Origin of the sequence: Nocardia takedensis NBRC 100417 (assembly GCF_000308695.1) — a bacterium.
GTDB lineage: Bacteria > Actinomycetota > Actinomycetes > Mycobacteriales > Mycobacteriaceae > Nocardia > Nocardia takedensis.
In genome coordinates this window covers 63,840-82,751 of the sequence record NZ_BAGG01000263.1, presented here as the reverse complement: position 1 = coordinate 82,751, position 18,912 = coordinate 63,840, and the positions used below count along the sequence as shown (strand labels likewise).

Genomic DNA, 18,912 nt, shown 5'->3' with positions numbered 1-18,912 from the left:
GGGTCGCAGTCGACCCCCGGCGGGACCGTGCTCCATTCCCATCAGCATCGCCGCAGGTTCCGGGCCGAGAGTGCTCAGGCGTCGTCGTCGGTTCGGCGCCCATCGGGGCTGCTGCCGAACACGGTGAGAACGCACAGGCCGATGGCGCCGACGACGATGAGGGAGTCGGCGAGGTTGAACGTCGGCCACCAGCCGGTGCGCAGGTAGTCGGTGACCACACCGTCGGGCGCGCGGTCGACGACGTTGGCGATCGCGCCGCCGAGAATCGCGGCGAAACCGGTGCGCCACCACGTGTTGGCCGTGGGTGCCCACCGCCACACGGCCACAGCCATGCAGGCGGTAATCAGGCCCGTCACGGCCAGGACCACCCCGGTGGGCGCGCCCGCTCCCATCGAGAACGCGACACCGGGGTTGAACGCCAGCCGCAGGTCCACGGGCCCCAGTTCGATCGGATTGCCCGCCAATCGGCGCTGGGCCCACACCTTGGCCGCCAGATCGATGCCCGCCATCCCGGCGGCGATCACATACACCGTGACACGGTGCCGGATCGCCGCCCGACCGGTGGCCGGGGAGGGCGTCACTACGGGGTCGATACTCATGATCCGGTGCCGGCCAGCGCGCCGACCTGCGGGGCGGCTCCGACCGGTGCCGGTGCCAGCGGCGTGGTGCGACCGGCGCGCACGCCATTGGCGATGACGACGATCTCGGCGACTTCGTGCACCAGCACGACCGCGGCCAAACCGAGCACCCCGAACAGCGCGAGCGGGATCAGCGCCGTGACGATGGCCAGCGAGAGCCCCACGTTCTGCAGCATGATCGCCCGCGCGCGCCGCGCGTGGTCGAGGGTTTGCGGCAGGTGCCGCAGGTCCTCGCCCATCAGGGCGACATCGGCGGTCTCGATGGCCACGTCGGTGCCCATCGCGCCCATCGCGACGCCCAGGTCGGCGGTGGCCAGGGCAGGCGCGTCGTTCACGCCGTCACCGACCATGGCGGTGAATCGTCGCGTGCGCAGCTCGGCGACGATGCGGGACTTGTCCTCCGGGCGCAGGTCGGCGTGCACGGTGTCGATGCCCGCCTGCGCGGCCAGCGCGGCGGCGGTGCGCTCGTTGTCGCCGGTGAGCATGGCCACCTGGCAACCACTCGCATGCAGCCGCGCCACCACTTCGGCGGCCTCGGGCCGCAACTCGTCACGAACCGCGACAGCGCCGATCAACGCGCCGTCGTCCTCGATCAGCACCGCGGTCGCGCCCGCCTGCTGCATGCGTTCGACCTCACCGGCGAGCGGACCCGCCTCGATCCAGCCGGGTCGGCCCAAACGGACCGGTCGACCCTCGATCCGGCCGGTGAGCCCGGCGCCGGTGACCGCTTCCACCTCGGTGGCCGGTTGCACCGTATCGACGGCGGCGAGAATCGCACGCGCCAAGGGGTGTTCGCTGCGCGCCTCCAACGCGGCGGCCACCGCCAACACCTCGGCCTCGGTCGCACCGTTGATCACGGCGACCTCCACCACGGCGGGCTGGTTGCGGGTGAGGGTGCCGGTCTTGTCCAACGCCACAGCCCGCACCTTGCCCAGCGCCTCGAGCGCCGCACCACCCTTGACCAGCGCGCCGAGCTTGCTGGCCGCGCCGACGGCGGCCACCACCGTGACCGGCACCGCAATCGCCAGCGCGCACGGCGACGCGGCGACCAGCACCACCAGCGCCCGCTCGATCCAGGTCTTCGGATCCCCCAGAATGCTGCCGAGAACGGCGATGACCGCCGCCGCGATCATGATGGCGGGCACCATCGGTTTCGCGATCTTGTCGGCCAGGCGCTGCGCCTCACCCTTGCGGGTCTGCTCGGCCTCCACGATCCGCACGATCCGGGCGAGGGAATTGTCCTGCGCGGTCGTGGTGACCTCGACCTCGAGGACGCCGTTGCCGTTGATCGAACCGGCGAACACCTCGGCGCCGGGACCGACCTCGATCGGCACCGATTCACCGGTGATCGCCGAGGTATCCAGGGCGGTGCGCCCGAAGCGAATGACACCATCGGTGGCGATCCGCTCACCGGGCTTGACCACCATCGTGTCCCCGACCGCCAATTCCGCCGGGGACACTTCGGTCTCCACGCCGTCACGCCATACAGTGGCGCGATCGGGCACCAGCGACAGCAGCGCACGCAACCCGCGACGGGTGCGCGCGATCGAGTACTCCTCGAGTCCTTCGCTGATGGAGAACAGGAACGCCAGCATCGCGGCCTCGCCGACCTCACCGAGGATCACCGCACCGACCGCGGCGATCGTCATCAGCGTCCCGACCCCGATCTTGCCCTTGACCAGGCGCTTCAGCGTCGACGGCACGAAGGTGTACGCGCCGACCGCCAACGCCGCCACCTCGAGCGTCAGCACCACCGGGCGCGACATAGCGGCCCACCCCGCGATCAGCGCCGCGAGCAGCAGCACGCCCGCGACCGCCGCGGCCCGCAGCTCACCGACCTCCCACAGGCGCTGCGGTGCCTGCTCCTCGCCCTCTTCTCCTGTCGTCGGCTCGTCGTGGCCACAACCGCACGCGTCGCTCATCGCCGCCCCTTCCGTCCTGTCGCTTCGCCCGCGGCCGGTGCCTCGGTGCCGTAGTTCGGGCACAGCGCTACCGCGTTACCCGTCGCCGCCAACAGCGTCTCCGCCGAGGCCAGCAGGTCCATCAGTTCCGGGCGGGTCAGGCTGTAGAAGACCTGACGCCCTTCGGGGCGCCCCACCACCAGCCCGCAGTCCCGCAAACACGCCACGTGCGCCGACACCGTCGACTGCGCCAAGCCCAACCCGCTCATCAGGTCGACCACACGCGCCTCCCCGCCCGCCAGCCGCTGCACGATCGCCAACCGCGTCGCATCCGACAGGCTGTGGAACAGCGCCACCGCCGGCTCGAGAGCCCCCTCCCCGGAGGGTGGGCAATCACCCCTACTATTAATCGTCATCAAGCGATGCTAACACCATCAACCGTTGACATCGCGTGAAGACGGTCACCCAGGAGCGGGGCCGGCAACCATCAGTGCTGCGCGTTGTCATCGCCGAATGCCTATGCTGTCGAGGACAGTCGGACCGCAAATGATCACCACCGCACGGTGAGGAACCTGTCGATGGACTACGAGGTGTTCCTCATCCGCCGCATCCGCGAACACTGGGAAACCCACGGCGACAACCGACTCGCCGTCGCCTCCGGTCTCACCCGCACCGCACGACCCATCACCGCGGCGGCCGCCATCATGGTCGTCATCTTCGGCAGCTTCCTCACCGCCAGCACGCTCGAACTCAAACAACTCGGCCTGGCTCTCGGTGCCGCGGTCGCCATCGACGCGATCATCGTGCGACTCGTGCTGGTTCCGGCCCTGATGCAGTTACTGGGCCGATGGAACTGGTGGTTCCCCCGCCGGCGTGGGGGGCGAGTTGTGTCCTTGAAGCAGAATGGGGTCGGGACCACGCGAGCCAACCCCGATCGTCGGCAGCGCAGTCAGACGCGCAGTTGGTTCCCGAAGATGCGGGTGCCCAGCTGCTGGGCGTCGGTGAGGTCCAGGATGATCCCAGCGAGCTGTTGGGTGGGTGTCTGCCCAGTTTTGCGCGGTCTGCCGGTCGCTGAAGAAATTGAGGTAGCCGCAGCAGGTGTCGGCGGACGGGCCGGCAGTTGCCCGTGCGCCGACGAACACAACCGTTGTCTGAGGCTGCGCCGCCACGACCGCGTCGCGGACGGTCACCGTGATCGGTTCGCCCGTCGACGGGTCGACCGATTCGATCAGGACATCGGTGTCGAGCATGGCAGCGATACCCAGGGCATCGACGGCGCACATCGCATAAACCTGCGCCCCGGCCGCGATCCGCACCCGGTGCGGTGTCGGTGAGGCAGAGAACGGGTAAGCCGACTCGACGCTGCCGGACATGCCGAGGCGGATCACATCGGCTGTGTGCAGACGCTCGAGGACCTGCTCCGCCGAAGTATCGTGCTCGGCGGCGACCGCGGTCAGCTCCGCCGCCGCCGGTGCCCGGCCCTCGCTGGCGAAACCACGCAGGATCGCGTGATGAACTGCCCGTTCGGCGGGGTCGGTGGGCTGCGCTGCCGCGCGCCACGCGCTCAACGTCCCCGCCGCCGAAGACTCACCCGATGCCCGAGCGCAGCAATCCACAGCAACACCCGGTGCGTTGCCCGATGTAGTGGAGGAGTCCCCCAAGTGCAGCGCCTCGCGCAGCGCTACCACCGACGGCGCCCCGCTCACCGACCCGGTCTCGGACCGATACAGACGGCACGACACGCTCGGCGCCTGACCCGGTACGGCGAAAGGATCCATGCCGTCGACGAGCAGCGTCGGCGAGCCGGTCATTCCCGCAGCGGCAGCTCCGGCCGCGGTATCGAGCACGCGGTGCACGACCTCCACATCGACCGGCTCGCTGCCGATCGCCTGCCGGATCCGTTGCTCCAACACCGAAACGTTGGGGCAGTCGGGGACCTGCAGAATCTCCAGCTTCATCGTTCGCCTTCCTCATCGTGGAGGGTGTGCAGAAGCGGACAGCTCCGGTCGCTACGCGGGCGTTCACAGGTGGCAACCAGCTCCGAGAGCGACTGCTGCATCCGCTGCAGATCCACGATCCGCTCGGCGAGCTGAACCATCCTGGCTTCGGCCAGCTCCCGGGCCACGTCGCAATCATCCGGTCCGCCATCGGCAAGATCGAGAAGTTCACCGATCTCCTCCAGAGTGAACCCAAGATCCTGGGCGCGCTTGACGAACCTGACCACCGCCACAGCCTCGCTCGGATACGCCCGATACCCCGACGCTGAACGCGGCGGCGACGCCAACAGACCCCGGCGTTCGTAGTACCGAAGCGTCTGCACGTTCACCCCGGCGCAGGTGGCCAGCTCACTGCTACGCATACCAACATTCTCAACCCTGTACTCGAGTACAGAGTCAAGGCCGATCACACAGCGCAACGGCCACAGGGATCGGCCCCGGCCCACCGCTCGGCCACAGAGACTCGGCGGATGCCCTGCAACAGCTCGGTCTTGCGCACCCCTCGAGGGTTCAGCCCTCACCTCTGGCTACCTATCCCCGAACACGTACCCGCCCACACCCGCCGGTGCACGGATGTGACCAGTAGGCTCACTGTCGTGACCAGCGCTACGCCCGCAGTGCGGCGAGCCGGACTTCTCCGGCTCGTCGTCGTGCTGGCGGCGCTGGTCGGGATCGCGCTGATCGGGAGTGGGCACTGCCGGGCCGCTGCGCCGATGGACATGTCCATGACGGCCTCGGCCACGGCGGCCGGTCACTGCGGTCCGGCGCAAACCGGTGCCGACCAGAGCATGAACCACGCCGATCACGATCAGGGTGCGGTGATGGTTAAGGCCAGCGCCGCGTCGGTGACGGCCGGATCGGATCATTCACAGCCCGTGGCCCCGGCCGCAATCGTGATGGCCTGTCTGGCGGTGTTCCTCGCGTTGCTGGCCGGTGTGGCGTTGCTGCGCCACCACGGGCGCGCCCACGCGATCCGTATTCCCCTTCCGCTGGCGGGGCCCGAGCCGCGCACGGTGCTGCTGCGCCCGCCCAGCCTCGCTGAACTCTGCGTGCTGCGGACATAAACCGCAGATGCCGCGGGTCTGTCGCACTGCGACCGACCCGTCCCCCGTCGTGCGTTCGATAAACGCCGCGGGAGCCGTCTGTGTATGTCTCCGTACTTACCTCACGCAGGAGTTCGTTTCGTGAATCTCGTTCCTGTCCTGGCCACCGGCCTGTTCGCTGGCGGCGTCTCGTGTGCCGCCGTCCAAGGCGGTCTGCTGACCGGCGTCATCACCCGTCAGCGCACCGCGACCGCCACAACCAGCAAGACCGCAGCCGTGCAATCCCCGCCGCGGGTGTGGGCCCGCCTCGGTGACGATCTGGCACCGGTCGGTGGTTTCCTCGCCGGAAAACTGCTCTCCCACACCCTGCTCGGTGCCGCGCTCGGCGCCCTCGGCGGCGCCGTGCAGCTGTCGATCGGTACCCGCACCTGGCTCCAGATCGGGGCCGGGCTGCTGATCATCGTGTTCGGCCTCGCCCAACTCGGCGTGCCCGGGTTCCGCGGGATCGTCGTGGAACCACCCGCCTCGTGGATGCGGATCGTGCGCAGCGGCGCCCGCCTGCACACCGCATTCGCGCCCGCGGTGCTCGGTGTGCTGACGATCCTGCTCCCCTGCGGGATCACCCTGTCGGTGGAAGCGCTCGCTCTCGCGTCCGGGTCCCCGTTGTGGGGTGCGGCGGCCATGGCGGTGTTTGTGCTCGGTACCGGACCGTTGTTCGCCGTCCTCGGGTACGCCGCCCGGGTCGCGGCCACCGTCTGGCGCGGCCGGCTGGCCGTGGCGACCGGACTGGTCGTGCTCGGCATGGGCTTCTACACCCTCAACGGCGGTCTCGAACTTGCCGGCTCCCCGTTGGCTGCCGGACGCATCGCCGAAGCATTCGGTGCCAGTCAACCCCCCGCTGACGCCACGGCCGCGACCGTCACCGACGGCGTGCAGCTGGTGACGATCACCGCCCGCACCGGTGCCTACACCCCCGGCAACGTCGAAGCCAAAGCCGGTGTCCCGACCACCCTGGTGGTCAAGACCAACGGCGTCCAGGGCTGCATCCGGTCGCTGGTCATCCCCAGCCTCGGCATCCAGAAGGTCCTGCCGAGCACCGGGGAGACCCGCATCGACCTCGGGGTCCTGCAACCCGGCCGCCTGGATTACACCTGCGGCATGGGCATGTATTCCGGCCTGCTCACCATCGCCTGACGAAAGGATCGAAAACCTATGGCCACACACACTTTTCGGGTCCAGGGCATGCACTGCGGCAGCTGCGCGCTGCTCATCGACGACACCCTGGCCGACCTCCCCGGCGTCCGCAACACCCAAACGTCGATGAAAAGAGCGCGCACCACCGTCGACCTCGACACCGCCACCACCCCCGACGATGTCATCGCGGCCGTCGCTGAACTCGGCTACACCGCCACCGTCGACTCGTAACGACCTGCCCTGTCTGGTGGGTCGGCCGCCCAGCGCAGCCGACCCACCGGGCAGCAGCCCCACAACCTTTGGTGAACCCGGGATTCCTGGTTCACCTCGAGTCGGAAACGGAACGAGAAATGAACTCCGTACTACTCACCCTCGCGGTCCTCGCCTGCCCCATCGGGATGGGCGCGATGATGTTCATGATGATGCGCGGCAACCGCCACGACACCGGCGACGACACCCGCCAGATCGAACTCGACACGCTGCGCGCCGAAATCGAGCGCCTCAAAGCCGACCGCCAACCTGAGCACCGGCCCGGGAATTCGTCGTGACATCCACCTGGTACGCCGCGATCCTGGCCACGGCCGCGGCGACCGTCACCTACGTCACCTGTATCCGGCCGATGCGCCGCCACCGGCGTGCCGAGACCGGCGTCGATGAACAAATCGCGGCACTGACCCGCGAACTAAACACCCTCCGAGCAGGCGATAGGGCCGCCGCCAGGGAAGACCACAGCGCTGGTCCGGTCCAGCGCCGCACCGATGCAGACACAAACAATCAGTGACCCCCGATCTGCCTGGTCAACCGATCACCGGCAACTTACGCGGTTTGACCTTCCATTCGAATGGAAGGTCTAGCATCGCTGCGGTTCACCGGTCAGCCGAGATGCCCTCGGCGGCTCCGCGAACCATGGTGCCGGCGTCAGCAGCAAGTCGCCGATCGCGCCGCTGACGCGTCCCGAACACACCACTGCAAGGGAGGTGATTTACGTGAACCCGCTGAAGATGATCTGCGACTGGATGTGCAGCATGATGGGCCCCTGCTGTCCGGGCATGTGACAGCAAGACAAACCGCGAGCCGGCGGGCGGATCGACCCGCGGAATCACAGCGTCGGTCAGCCCGCCCGCCCCCCGGACTGAGCTTCCCCCGCTTTGCCGGAAGCCCTCCGTGAAAGCGGGGGAAGCTCAGACGGTGTCAGTCGTCATCGTCTGGGACGTCGGGATCCCGCAGCGCCCGGTGGCCTTCGCCGAGCTCGGGCAGGTGGAAGCTGTAATGGCCTTCCAGACGGAGGTGTTTGCGGATGAACGCTGACAACCGGGTGGCATCCTCATCGCGGACCGGGTAGTCCTGGGCGCGCAGCTCATCCAGCGCGCGGTCCAGGTACACCGAATTCCACAGCACGACACAGTTCAAGATCAGGCCGAGTGCTGAGAGCTGGTCTTCCATGCCGTCGAGGTAGGCGCGAGTGATCTCGCCCTTCTTGCCGTGAAAGATGCTGCGGCCCAGGTCGTGACGTCCCTCCTGAAGATTCGCCTGCGCCTTGGCCTCGCGCCGATACGGCTCGTCGTCAGCCAGGCGCAGGATGTGCAGGGTCTTGAAGATGCGCCCGTAGTGTGCGATGGCCAGCCCCAGTGACGTGGGGTTACCGTCGCGGGAGATCATGCGCGTGACCTCGTGCCCGGACACCTCACCACGATGCATCGACACCGCGATCCGGCACATGTCCTGCCAATGCTCACCGATCTTGTCCAGGTCGATGCGGCCGCGCGCGGCCTTGTCCAGGGGCCCGTAGTCGGCGGCCGGGTCGATACGCCACAGCCGCTGGTCAGGCAGGTTCGCCAGCTGCGGCCGATACTTGCGATCCAAGAGATGCAGGATTCCGAACACGATGTCGGAATAGGACCCGCTATCGGTGATGATGTCGTCGGGCACCTTGCTGCCTTCAGGTTGGCGCAGCACCACATCGACGGCGTTGAGCGAATCACGCGGAGTACCCGAAACGACCATCCCGTTCAGTCCGGCGGCCTGGTCGTTGAGCATATTCAGCCAGGTAGCGCCCCGTTTCGGGCCGAAATATTTTCGATTCGGGCGGGCATGGATCGAGCGGACCGGGACGACGAACCGCATCCCGTCCACGCTGGCAACCAGCCCGCCGCCCCACAGCTGCGCCAACGGCAGGTTCGCTTGAGCATTGACCAGCACCGTGTTGGCCGCGGCCATGGTGTCGGCGCGAATGTAGTGCTGGTCGACGTGGCGCGACCGATCCCGCGTCAACGCGTCCGCGCCGGGCGAAACCACCGGTGCCAGACCGACGTTCATCGCCTGCGAGCACAACACCGCAGCGACAGAGACGCCGAGGTCGGCGACTCGGGCGCTGGTGCCGGCGACGTGAGTGAAGGATTCGCCGAACTCCGGAAGCCACGACATCACCTCGAGGACCAGCTCCGGCAGATCCACCCGCGGAATCATCGCCGCCGCGCGGCGCCGCAGATCGGTCAGGCCGGGCGGATCCGGGATCGCGGTCAACGCGGCCACGTGCAGCTTGCCGTCGGAATCCACGGTGGCGGGGGTGTCGTCGCCCAGACGCGCGGCCAGCTCCCGGTAGGCGGCGTCTACGCTCCCGGCCAGCTCGCCCAGCATCGGCCGCGGGTTGTCCGGCAGCCCGAGCGCGTTCATGCCTGAATCACGGGCGGTCTCCCACGCCATCCCCGACAGCAGATGTGCTCGCGGGTCGCGCCATTTGGCGGATTCCTCGGCGAAGATGTTGCGGTAGCGCAGATGCCGCCGGAATTGCTCGAGCACGCACAGCGTGTACGCGGCCCCGTCCACGGTTTCTCCGGCCGCTCCGCCGGATAGACCAGGCGCTGCCAGCCCCCGCCCACCAGATCGTGATCGACACGGCGGGCGTCGAGCCAGCGGGCAGGCCGCCCGCGGTTGCGTTGCGGGGAGATCAGATCGGCCAGGGTGTGCATGGCTTTGAGGACCGGCCCGGCGCCGCCGGTGGCACCGAACTCGATGGTGCGCATCATCGCGGGCAGAAACGCCCGCACCGTGGCGAACCGGCCCGCCAGCTCCTCGAGGCGCTGGGAGTCGAACTCCGGATCCGCCTGCGGCACGAGCTCGTCGATCGCGGCCAGCGCGGCCCACAACTCGGCCTTGGACACGGCGTTCTCGATCAGATCCCACACCAGTTCCAGCGACAGGCCCGGGTCGGCCTCGCTCATCTCCAGCAGCACCCGCACCGCCCGCGCGAGCTTCCCGGCGTTACGCGTCACCCGCGGGTATCGGCGCAGCTTCTCGTCCTTGGACTGGCGTTCGGCCTTCGCCATCAGGTCGGTGACCATGAGCAGGTCGAACAGTTCGAGCACGTCGTCGACCGCTTTGGCCCGCAACGTGAACGCCGTCGCGGTCAACAACGCCAGCAACCGTTCCCGCTGCGACTTCATACGCCGCAGATGCGAGGTCTTGCCGGTGATCCCGTGCGCGGCGAGGGCGATCAACCGTCGCGGCGGCACCTCGGCGATGTCCACCGACGCCGGGACCACCGCGTTCAAGTCCCGCACCCGTGCCAGCGCGTGACGCATGCCCGTCACCGACGGGGTGAAAGCGCCCTTGCGCAGGCGCTCGAGCTCCACCACCTTGCGTCGGCCCTCTTCACGGGTTTCCAGCAGCTCCAATAGGATTCCGGCTTCCCGGCCGGTCAGTTGGGAGGCCAGATGTGTCCACAACCGCGCATCGGTGGCCTGCTTGCCCTCGGCAACGAGGCGTTCCAGGGTCGAGACGCCCGGGAGCAGGGCGGCGCGTTCGCGCAGCCAGCGCACCGCGCCCGCGGTCAGCGCCTTGGGGCCGTCACCGGTCATCCACGCCTGATCGGCGACCCACGCCACCAACTCGGCCTCGATCTGCGCGAACTCGGTCAACCCGTCCGCGCGGACGATCTCGTCCTGATGGTCGTAGCGGGTCTGCTTGCGCTCTGTGTAGGACTTCACGCACGTCGGATCGGCGATCTTGAGCTGTTCGGCCAGGTAGGCGACCACATCGTCGGGGACATCGAGCGGGTCGGGCAGAAACGTGCCCAGGTAGCGCACGGTCACCAGTTGGACAGCGAAGCCGAGGCGATTGCTGTCACGACGCCGCTGCGCGATCAGTTTGCGATCCTCATCGTCGAGATAGAAAAACCGCTCCAAATCGGCCCGCGTCAACACACCGAACCGGCCGTACTCCACGGCCCCCTCATCACGCACAGCCGCACATGAAACCACCAGCGGCACAACCGCGCTCGCTGTTCGACCGAATCAACCAGAATCAAACGCCTCGGTCGGATCCACCGCCTCGACACCCGGCCCGCTCACCTCGATCGGGTCGGATTCCGACGGCAGCCTGGTCTCACGTCACACCTCAGCCCGAGCAGGGAAAATACCGCTAAGCGCGACTTTTCGCGTCACTGGACCCCATATGCCGAAACCGCCGACATCGCCCTCATGGGCACCGACCTGCGACATCTTCCCCAGGCGTTGGCCCATGCGCGCCGCGCCCGGCGCATCATGGTCCAGAACATCGCCCTCTCGGCCGCGATCGTCGCCTCGCTGGTACCACTGGCCGCCTTCGGAGTCCTCGGCCTGGCCACGGTCGTCCTCGTCCACGAAGTCGCCGAGGTCTTCGTCATCGCCAACGGCGTGCGCGCCGGACGACTGCGCGCACTGCCCGGCACACCCGAACCCGAACCCGTATCCCTTCGACAACTCCCGCCCGCCGCGCCGACCGAGTCCGCCGACTGCGCCTGCTGCGCGCCCACCACAATCGGACTGCCCGTCGTCCGCACCGAAACCACCAACCGGTCATGACCGGTCTCGCTGGCCGCGACATCGGCTCACCCACCGGGGGCGCGGGTCACGATATGGGCAGTGCGGGCACAGGTTTCGGGGTTGTCCCTGATGTGGCGGCACGAGCGCGCTGGTTGAGTGGACCGGTGTGACGAGTACACACGCGACCAGCAGGGTCGAACGAGTCTTCGACCGGGTCGCCGCCGGGTACGACCGCCAGATCGCGTGGTCGGAGAAGTTGCTCCTGGGCAACGCCCGCGCCTGGGCAGTGGCGCAGGCATCGGGCACCGTCGTCGAGATCGGCGTCGCCACCGGACTGAACCTGCCCCTCTACGACTCCCAGGTCACCCACGTCACCGCCGTCGACTTATCCCAGCAGATGCTCGATATCGCACGCGACCGAATCCCGGCCACCGACACCGACCGGTTCACCCTGCGCCACGGCGACGTCGAACACCTCGACCTGCCCGACGCCTGCGTCGACACCGTCGTCTCGACCTACACCTTCTGCACCATCCCCGACCCACTCGCCGCCGCCCGCGAAGCGTTCCGGGTCCTACGCCCCGGCGGGCGGTTCGTCCTCGCCGAACACGGCCCCGCCCGAAACCGCCTGGCCAACACCATCATGCGCGCGGCCGAAACGATCACTGTGCGCTTCGCCGCCGACCACCTGACCCGCGACCCCGGCCCCTACCTCAGCGACGCGGGATTCACGCTGGAATCGGTCAACCGCACCGGCCGCGGCGCGATCACATTCCGCATACTGGCGCGAAAACCAGCTACTTCCCTCGCAGTCCAGCCCCAGCCATGATCCTGATGTAGCGATCGGGATCAGATCCTGGACGAGATACAGGCCGATGATGAATCGCTGACGCGCGAGCGATCCCGGCGAACAGATGTCCGGTGGCCGCGCGCGTGGTCCCTGTTCACCGGTGGGTGCCCGACTTGGTCGGCCGGGTCCGGGCAGGTCTGGCCGACGCGGCATCCCGGTCCGACAGTCGCGGCGGCTGGTGGCGCGCACGGGGCAGACCCACGATCCCCGCCGCGCGGCCTGTTCGCAGGGCCGACTCCCGGGTTGTTCAGGCGACACCAAAAAACTATGTTGCATAGTAATATGCTTGTGATCTGCTTCGGCGGGTCCGATATTCACCGGCTGTCACTCTCGATGGAGGATCTCGATTGGCGCGACACCGCAGGCCCGAAGAGCTGGCCGACGAGCATTCCTTCCGAAGGACCATGTCCGAACCTCGCCCGATCGAGCAGTCGCAATGGCCGGTAGCGGGGCCGCCGAGCCCACATCCGCGGCCGGATCGATACCCACCGCCGTATGTCGCCCCACCCGTGTGCGATCCACCGACCGACAGATATCCCGCAGTGACGGTGACTGTGCCTACGCCGAGTCCGGTTCGGAGGCCACGCAGTCATCGGGCTCCGACGAATATTCGCGGACGCGCGATGCTGGCGTCGGTGGCGGCCGGAGCGATCCTCGCCGGGGGAACCTCTACCGCGCACGCCGTGTCCGGTAAAGAGCAGGGTCATGTGCGGGTCACCGACGACGACGGGTCCACGGGCGCCGCGGGCGGCTCGGAAACGGCGATGTTGCTCGAACTTCCGTCGATACCCGACCTCGCCGATTTCGCCGATCGGCTCGCGGGTGCCCGTGATCGTGAGGAGGTGCGCGTCAAGCGTGAGGCCGAGGCCAGGCGGCCTCGAACTCTCGCACCGGTCGCTGGCACCTTGACCTCGAGTTACGGCCCTCGGTGGGGTACGAACCACGACGGACTCGACATCGCCAACGCGATCGGTACACCCATCGTCGCCGTCACCGACGGCACCGTGATCGAAGCAGGCCCCGCGCAAGGATTCGGTCTCTGGATCAGGGTGCTCCAGGACGATGGGACGATCGGCGTCTACGGGCACATGAACGAGATCTTCGTCGCTGCGGGACAACGACTGCGCGCCGGGGAGACCATCGCCACCGTCGGCAACCGCGGCCAATCCACCGGCCCGCATCTGCACTACGAGGTCTGGCGGACCGGCGGCGGCAAGGCCGACCCGCTGGCGTGGTTGCGGGCACGCGGCATCGACATGTGATCGAGGCGGACCCAGCGCGCGTGATCGTCATGGATTCCGCGACAGAGTCTGGCGCAGTGCGGGATTCACGTGCTCGAAGCATGCTGGGCTCGCCGCATTGCGGCGCCGATGTCGGTGCCGGGATCGTGTCCGCTGCGCCTGTCGGTCGGCTCGGCGGGGCGAGCGCGGCCGCGCGCCCATCGGCCGAGAAGCACGAAGACCACGATCACCAGCGGTATCTCCCCCACCGCCCAGGCCGCTCCGCCGCGCACGGTTTGGTCGCCGAGCAGATCGTCGTTCCAGCCCAGCGCGAGGCTGCCGAAGAACCATCCGCCCATCACGGTCGTCGTGGTGATCACGGCCAGACCGGACACCGCGTGTGAGGGCAGCGCGGCCAGAGCCATCGCGAGCCGGGTCGAGGGTGTGATCGGGCGTGGCGTCTCATCGATGCCGACCAGGACCCAGAAGAACAGATACCCGCCGATCAGGAAGTACAGGTTCATCAGCAGGTGCGCGGCGTGCGAATCCACGAAGGCGTGGTAGATCCCGCCGGGGTAGAGAGCGTAGAGCCCTGCGGCGAGAACGACCGAGGCCACGACCGGATGGGTGAGCGCGCGCGAGATCGGGCTACCCATCGCGGCGAGTATCCACTCCCGCGCTCCGGGCACGTCTTGGTGCGCGGCCGGTGCCACTGCCCGCAGGGCCAGGGTGAGCGGTCCGCCGAGGGTCAGCAGGATCGGTGCGAGCGCCGACAACGCCATGATCTGGCCCATGTGCACGCTGAACACCGCGTGCGCGTAGCGGCCCACGCCGGAACTGGTCGCGAGCAACACCACCACGCACCCCGCCAGCCAGGCGATCGTGCGCGCCGAGGGCCATCTCTGTCCACGTGCTCGCAGCCGCCGCACGCCCAGCAGATACACGAGCGCGAGCACCAGCGCCGAGGTCCCGAAGATCAGATCGAAACGCCACTCCACCAGCAGCCGGGCCGCCGACGGGGCTCCGGACAGGGTGTAGCCGAGTTCCACCTCGGCCGGTGTCGGCTCCGCGGTCGGTGGCGGTGGCGGGGTGCGGCCGAGTCCGACCGCCAGGCCCACGGTCACGGCGAATATCAGCACCTCGATGCCGCCGAAACGGATCAGCGCACCGCGGTCGCGCGGATCGGCGGCCAGTGCCGGTAGAGCGGCGCGGCGTTGGACGACGCCGAGGACTCCCGCGAGGGTCAGCGCGGCGATCTTGGCGAGGACCAGTCGCCCGTAGGTCGTGGTGAACAGTTCACCCGGCGCGACTCTGACCCAGGAATTGATCACTCCGCTGCCCGCGACGATCACGAACGCGACGGTCGCGATCGAGGAGAACCGGCGCGCGGCGAGGTCGGTGTGCGCGCCGCCGCGCAGCGCGTGGACCAGGACCGCGAACAGCCCACCCACCCATAGCGCGGCCGAAATCAGGTGCAGGACAAGGCTGTTGGTAGCGAGATCGTGGGCGCCGCCGGAGGAGGAATGCCCGCTCAGCGCCAACGGCATCATGGTCGCCACCGCCGCACCCAGCAACAGCGGCGTCCATCGCCACCGCAGTATCAGTCGAGCGCTCACGGCGAGGAGCGCCGCGAGCACCGCCGTGGTGGCCCACGCCTGCGCCAGCGGGATCTGGCCGGTCGCACGCCACAACACTTCCGGACGCCACACCCGACCGAGTGGCTGGCCGACCGTGTCCGACACCGTCGAGGGCACCAGCAATGCCGCGCAACACGCCCACGTCATCGCCGAGAGCGAGGCGCGTTGCATCGCGCGATATCCGCCGGTATCGAGAAGCCCGCCGGGTTGTGGCGGTGTCAGGAATGCCGCGAACAGCAATGAGCCGATCGTCGCGGCCGCTGACAGGTCGGCGAGCGCGCGCAGGGCGGGCAGCCCGTAGGTCGTCGCCGGTCCCGGATCGGGAAGCCCGAGCAGACTCAACGCCCGCGCCGCCGACACCCCGACGACCAGCGCCGCGACCGTGCCCGCCACGCTCGCGCAGAGGAATGCGAGCGTGGCCGAGCCCGGCGCCGGACGCGATAGGTGTGAGCTCGAGACCTCACGCTCACGGGAAGGCTTCCGGTACCACGACATACTATGCAGCGTAGTTATTCGCGGTGGTGGTGGGCCGATCGGGTGCGACGGCGCCTGCCGCGACCCCGCCCGGTGCGTTGGTCAGGGGGGATGGAGCCACAGCTCGCGGTCGGCGATCGATCACCGGTCAGACCGGGACTCGGTGCGTGTGTGGTGTGTGCGGCTGTGAATGTCGATGCAGCCGTGCGAGTCCGAGGGCGACCAGTGCTCCGGTCGCGCTCAGGCCGATCCATATCCAGCGGGTCGCCCCGTGGGCGGTCGCGGTGCCGAAGACCGCGCCGGTGGCGAGGTTACCGATCAGGATGCCGATACCGACGACGGTGTTGTAGAACCCGTAGTGGGTGGCCACGAGCCTTCCGTCGGTCAGTGAGACGACGGTGTCCATTTCGAAGGGGAACACCGCGGCGGTGCCGATCGCGAGCACGACGGCGGTGAGCAGCAGCGCCGCACACGCCGCGACGAACCCGAACGGTTCGGCGGTGGGTACCAAGGCCAGGGGCACGAACGCCACCGCCATCACCGACATCCCCGCGACCAGCGCCGTGCCGGTGGTGAACCGGGCGGCCAATGCGGCGGTGATGCGCAGTTGCCCGGCGATGGCGACGACGCCGGAGACCACGAAGATCGCCGAGACCAGCCACTTCTCGTCGCTGCCCGCCAGGGTCCGGGCGTGCAGGGGCAGGGCCAGATACACCTGGAACGACAGCACGTAGGAGCCGGTCATCGCGACGGCGAACCACACGAAGCGCCGGTTGCCCAGGACGGCGCGCCAGTCCTGGGCGACCGAGGTCGCCTCGGTGACGGCCTCGCGCGGCCTGCCCGGCAGGGCGAACAACTGCGCCACGGTCAGCGCGGCGAACACGACCGCGGCGACACCGGCGGCGAGCCGGAAGTCCACGGCCATCAGGGCCAGACCGGCCAGCGGTCCGGCCAGGATGCCCGCCTGGTAGAAGATGTTGAACACCGCGAAGGCTTCCAGGCGGCGCGATCCTGCGTCGGCGGCGAGGTAGGCGCGCACCGCCGGGTTGAACAAGGCTCCGGCGAATCCGGTGGCCGCCGAGGCGACCAGCAGCCACGGCAGCGAGGTCGCGAACACCAGCAGCGCGAATCCCGCGGTGCGCAGCAGGCATCCGGCGACGATGAGGGGTTTGTAGCCGAAGCGGTCGGCGAGGGTGCCCCCGAGCAGGAACATGCCCTGCTGGGAGAAGTTGCGCACCCCGAGCACGAGCCCGACCGTCCACGCCGCCAGCGCCAGCGATCCGGACAGATATCCGGCGAGGTAGGGCATGAGCATGTAGAAGCCGAGGTTGATGCCGAACTGGTTGATCATCAACAGTCGCGCGGGCCGGTCGAATCCGCGGAACCGGTGCCAGATGCTCACGCGTGGGCCTCCGGTCCGGCGGTGCGGGGATCCACGACGGTCGTGCACCGGGTCCAGGTGGTGACGACATGGCGGTGGGGATGGTCGATGGTGTCGGGTTCGACCGGGGGCGGCGCGTCGAGCAGGCCGTGCTCGTCGCAGTAGGCGTTGTTGTAGACGGTGTCGAAGTAGCGGTGCGGTCCGTCGGGGAAGACCGCGGCGATACGCGTGGTCGGGTCGTGGACTCGGGCGGCCCATCCGGCGACCAGGGCGACCGCGCCGACGCTCCAGCCTCCGCTGGCGTAGTGGGTGGCCGCCAGGGTGCGCGCGGCCCACACCGCTTCGGCGGGGGCGACCCAGTGGACTTCGTCGAAGGCGGGGTAGTCGACGTTGCGGGGGTGGATGCTCGAGCCGAGTCCGCGCATCAGCCGCGGCGCGGCGGGTTGCCCGAAGATCGTCGAGTCCACCGTGTCCACGCCGATGAGCCGCAGATCGGGGCAGAACCTGCGCAGTTCCCGCGCCACGCCCGCGGAGTGCCCGCCGGTGCCGACCGCGCAGACCAGCACGTCGACCCGGCCCAGTTGCGCCAGCAGCTCCAGGGCCAGGCGCCGGTAGCCCTCGGCGTTGTCGGGGTTGGCGTACTGGTCCGGGCACCACCCGTCGGGGTGGGCGGCCAGCAGTTCGGTGACACGGTCGCGGCGGGCCTGCTGCCATCCTCCGACCGGATGGGGCTCGGTGACGGTGTCCACGCGCGCGCCGTAGGCCCCCAACATCCGCGCCACGATCGGTTCCAGGCCGGGATCGGTCACCACCGTCACCGGATGCGCACACACCATCCCGGCCATGGCCAGCCCCAGGCCCATTGTGCCGCTGCTGGATTCGATGATCGGCGCGCCCTCGGCGAGGTCGCCGCGCTCGCGCGCGCGGCGCACCATGTGCAGGGCGGGGCGATCCTTCATCCCACCGGGATTGGCTCCTTCGAGTTTGGCCCAGAACCCGCGCCCGGCCGGGGCCAGCGGCGCTCCGATCCACAACACCGGGGTGTTGCCGATCAGCGCGTGTGGTTCTCGGGTGACCAGTTGCGGGGTCCGCAGACCCGCGGGGGAATCGAGCACGACATTGTCCATGAGGTGTCGCTTTCTGTATCCGGGACCACCGCGCACTCGCGGGCGGTCCGAGGCCGGGTGGACAGCGCTCACCGGCCGGGCAACCAGCACACCCCGGCCTGACGCCGGCCCCTCAGCGCCGCTGGATACAGAGACGAACCAGGATCTGCCGCCCTCCCCGCGCGGGTGATGCCGCCGTGGGCGGGCCGTGACAGCGCGGCACCGCCGATGTGGTGTCGTCGTCGGGGCCGGGCAGCGCGGCGGCCGGTATCGGCACCGCGCGCCCGAGAGCGTCGTGCTCGTGGCGGGCCGGTCCCGGCAACGCGGTGAAGTGCCCGGCATGGGGCACGCGGCCGTCGGTGTTCACATCGCCGGGGCCGTCCAGGCACATCGGCGACGCGGATTGCGATGTCGAGACCGACTCCGGGTCCGGTGCGGATCGGGCATGGCGATCGTCACAGCCGATGAGCGAGAACGCGAGCAGCAGCAGGGCGCACAGTGCGCCGAGCGCCGCGTCGGCCCCGCGAACCCGCTGCCCCACACCCACACCCACACCCACACCCCAGACTGTAGTAGCCGAAAGCTATGAATTGCCGCGTCGATCCCGCGCGTTCACCTCGACGATTCGATCACCGGGACCGCCGCGGCGAGCGTCTCGTCACGCCGCCG

18 protein-coding genes and 2 pseudogenes are annotated in these 18,912 nt (G+C 69.0%); 9 read left to right on the top strand and 11 right to left on the bottom strand.

Annotated elements, in window-relative coordinates; all coding sequences use genetic code 11:
• Positions 1-74 precede the first annotated feature (74 nt).
• Genes ON30_RS33770 through ON30_RS33760 form a run of 3 tightly spaced genes read right to left on the bottom strand, consistent with a single transcriptional unit; the run spans position 75 to position 2,955 of the window.
• A complete protein-coding gene (locus ON30_RS33770; RefSeq protein ID WP_040714338.1) occupies positions 75-599 on the bottom strand; it encodes a signal peptidase II in 525 nt (174 codons plus the stop codon).
• Complete coding sequence (locus ON30_RS33765) at positions 596-2,560, bottom strand: heavy metal translocating P-type ATPase (protein ID WP_040714337.1); 1,965 nt, start codon at positions 2,558-2,560, stop codon at positions 596-598. Before ON30_RS33765 ends, ON30_RS33770 begins: the two co-directional genes overlap by 4 nt.
• Positions 2,557-2,955, bottom strand: a complete 399-nt coding sequence (locus tag ON30_RS33760) for an ArsR/SmtB family transcription factor (protein ID WP_051030369.1) — start codon at positions 2,953-2,955, stop codon at positions 2,557-2,559. Before ON30_RS33760 ends, ON30_RS33765 begins: the two co-directional genes overlap by 4 nt.
• Positions 2,956-3,117: 162 nt before the next feature.
• Here ON30_RS33760 and ON30_RS38290 point away from each other — a divergent pair.
• A pseudogene (locus ON30_RS38290) lies at positions 3,118-3,357 on the top strand (MMPL family transporter); the annotation flags it as partial.
• 18 nt (positions 3,358-3,375) lie between these two features.
• Here the strand turns inward: ON30_RS38290 and ON30_RS42155 are convergent.
• A complete protein-coding gene (locus ON30_RS42155) occupies positions 3,376-4,497 on the bottom strand; it encodes an alkylmercury lyase family protein (RefSeq protein ID WP_306307404.1) in 1,122 nt (373 codons plus the stop codon).
• On the bottom strand, positions 4,494-4,898 hold the full coding sequence (locus tag ON30_RS33750) for a MerR family transcriptional regulator (protein ID WP_040714379.1): 405 nt from the start codon (positions 4,896-4,898) through the stop codon (positions 4,494-4,496). The genes ON30_RS42155 and ON30_RS33750 overlap by 4 nt, the downstream gene beginning before the upstream one ends.
• A gap of 234 nt (positions 4,899-5,132) precedes the next feature.
• Between ON30_RS33750 and ON30_RS33745 the strand changes: the two genes are divergently transcribed.
• The 5 genes from ON30_RS33745 to ON30_RS39905 all read left to right on the top strand — a co-directional run bounded on the left by ON30_RS33745 (position 5,133) and on the right by ON30_RS39905 (position 7,554).
• Positions 5,133-5,600, top strand: coding sequence for a hypothetical protein (locus ON30_RS33745; protein ID WP_156371420.1), 468 nt, complete (start codon positions 5,133-5,135; stop codon positions 5,598-5,600).
• Positions 5,601-5,720: 120 nt separating this feature from the next.
• Positions 5,721-6,773 carry an urease accessory protein UreH domain-containing protein gene (locus ON30_RS33740; RefSeq protein ID WP_040714332.1) on the top strand — a complete coding sequence of 351 codons (1,053 nt, stop codon included), beginning with the start codon at positions 5,721-5,723 and terminating at the stop codon, positions 6,771-6,773.
• 18 nt (positions 6,774-6,791) lie between these two features.
• Positions 6,792-7,004 carry a heavy-metal-associated domain-containing protein gene (locus ON30_RS33735; protein ID WP_040714331.1) on the top strand — a complete coding sequence of 71 codons (213 nt, stop codon included), beginning with the start codon at positions 6,792-6,794 and terminating at the stop codon, positions 7,002-7,004.
• Positions 7,005-7,123: 119 nt separating this feature from the next.
• Entirely contained in the window at positions 7,124-7,321 is a 198-nt protein-coding gene (locus tag ON30_RS33730) for a hypothetical protein (RefSeq protein WP_040714330.1), read from the top strand.
• Positions 7,318-7,554, top strand: coding sequence for a hypothetical protein (locus tag ON30_RS39905; RefSeq protein WP_054816786.1), 237 nt, complete (start codon positions 7,318-7,320; stop codon positions 7,552-7,554). Before ON30_RS33730 ends, ON30_RS39905 begins: the two co-directional genes overlap by 4 nt.
• Before the next feature lie 410 nt (positions 7,555-7,964).
• Here ON30_RS39905 and ON30_RS41600 read toward each other — a convergent pair whose 3' ends face one another.
• Positions 7,965-9,548: a Tn3 family transposase gene (locus ON30_RS41600; protein ID WP_239476949.1), complete on the bottom strand. Its 1,584-nt coding sequence runs from the start codon at positions 9,546-9,548 to the stop codon at positions 7,965-7,967.
• Complete coding sequence (locus ON30_RS41595; protein ID WP_239476937.1) at positions 9,443-11,014, bottom strand: DUF4158 domain-containing protein; 1,572 nt, start codon at positions 11,012-11,014, stop codon at positions 9,443-9,445. Before ON30_RS41595 ends, ON30_RS41600 begins: the two co-directional genes overlap by 106 nt.
• A gap of 216 nt (positions 11,015-11,230) precedes the next feature.
• Here ON30_RS41595 and ON30_RS33720 point away from each other — a divergent pair.
• The 3 genes and pseudogenes from ON30_RS33720 to ON30_RS33710 all read left to right on the top strand — a co-directional run.
• Positions 11,231-11,614, top strand: a pseudogene (locus ON30_RS33720) (cadmium-transporting ATPase); the annotation flags it as partial.
• A 127-nt stretch (positions 11,615-11,741) separates the two neighbouring features.
• Positions 11,742-12,404, top strand: a complete 663-nt coding sequence (locus ON30_RS33715) for a class I SAM-dependent methyltransferase (protein WP_040714328.1) — start codon at positions 11,742-11,744, stop codon at positions 12,402-12,404.
• Positions 12,405-13,048: 644 nt separating this feature from the next.
• Positions 13,049-13,687, top strand: a complete 639-nt coding sequence (locus ON30_RS33710) for a M23 family metallopeptidase (RefSeq protein ID WP_040714327.1) — start codon at positions 13,049-13,051, stop codon at positions 13,685-13,687.
• 65 nt (positions 13,688-13,752) lie between these two features.
• On the opposite strand, the gene ON30_RS33705 is transcribed toward ON30_RS33710, so the two are convergent.
• The 4 genes from ON30_RS33705 to ON30_RS33690 all read right to left on the bottom strand — a co-directional run bounded on the left by ON30_RS33705 (position 13,753) and on the right by ON30_RS33690 (position 18,802).
• Entirely contained in the window at positions 13,753-15,777 is a 2,025-nt protein-coding gene (locus ON30_RS33705; protein WP_040714325.1) for a cytochrome c oxidase assembly protein, read from the bottom strand.
• A gap of 127 nt (positions 15,778-15,904) precedes the next feature.
• Positions 15,905-17,158 carry an MFS transporter gene (locus ON30_RS33700; protein WP_082393594.1) on the bottom strand — a complete coding sequence of 418 codons (1,254 nt, stop codon included), beginning with the start codon at positions 17,156-17,158 and terminating at the stop codon, positions 15,905-15,907.
• The gene (locus tag ON30_RS33695; RefSeq protein ID WP_051030367.1) at positions 17,155-18,264 is read right to left on the bottom strand and encodes a PLP-dependent cysteine synthase family protein; all 1,110 of its coding nucleotides are present in this window, start codon (positions 18,262-18,264) and stop codon (positions 17,155-17,157) included. Before ON30_RS33695 ends, ON30_RS33700 begins: the two co-directional genes overlap by 4 nt.
• A gap of 112 nt (positions 18,265-18,376) precedes the next feature.
• On the bottom strand, positions 18,377-18,802 hold the full coding sequence (locus tag ON30_RS33690; RefSeq protein WP_040714323.1) for a hypothetical protein: 426 nt from the start codon (positions 18,800-18,802) through the stop codon (positions 18,377-18,379).
• Between the last annotated feature and the right edge of the window lie 110 nt (positions 18,803-18,912).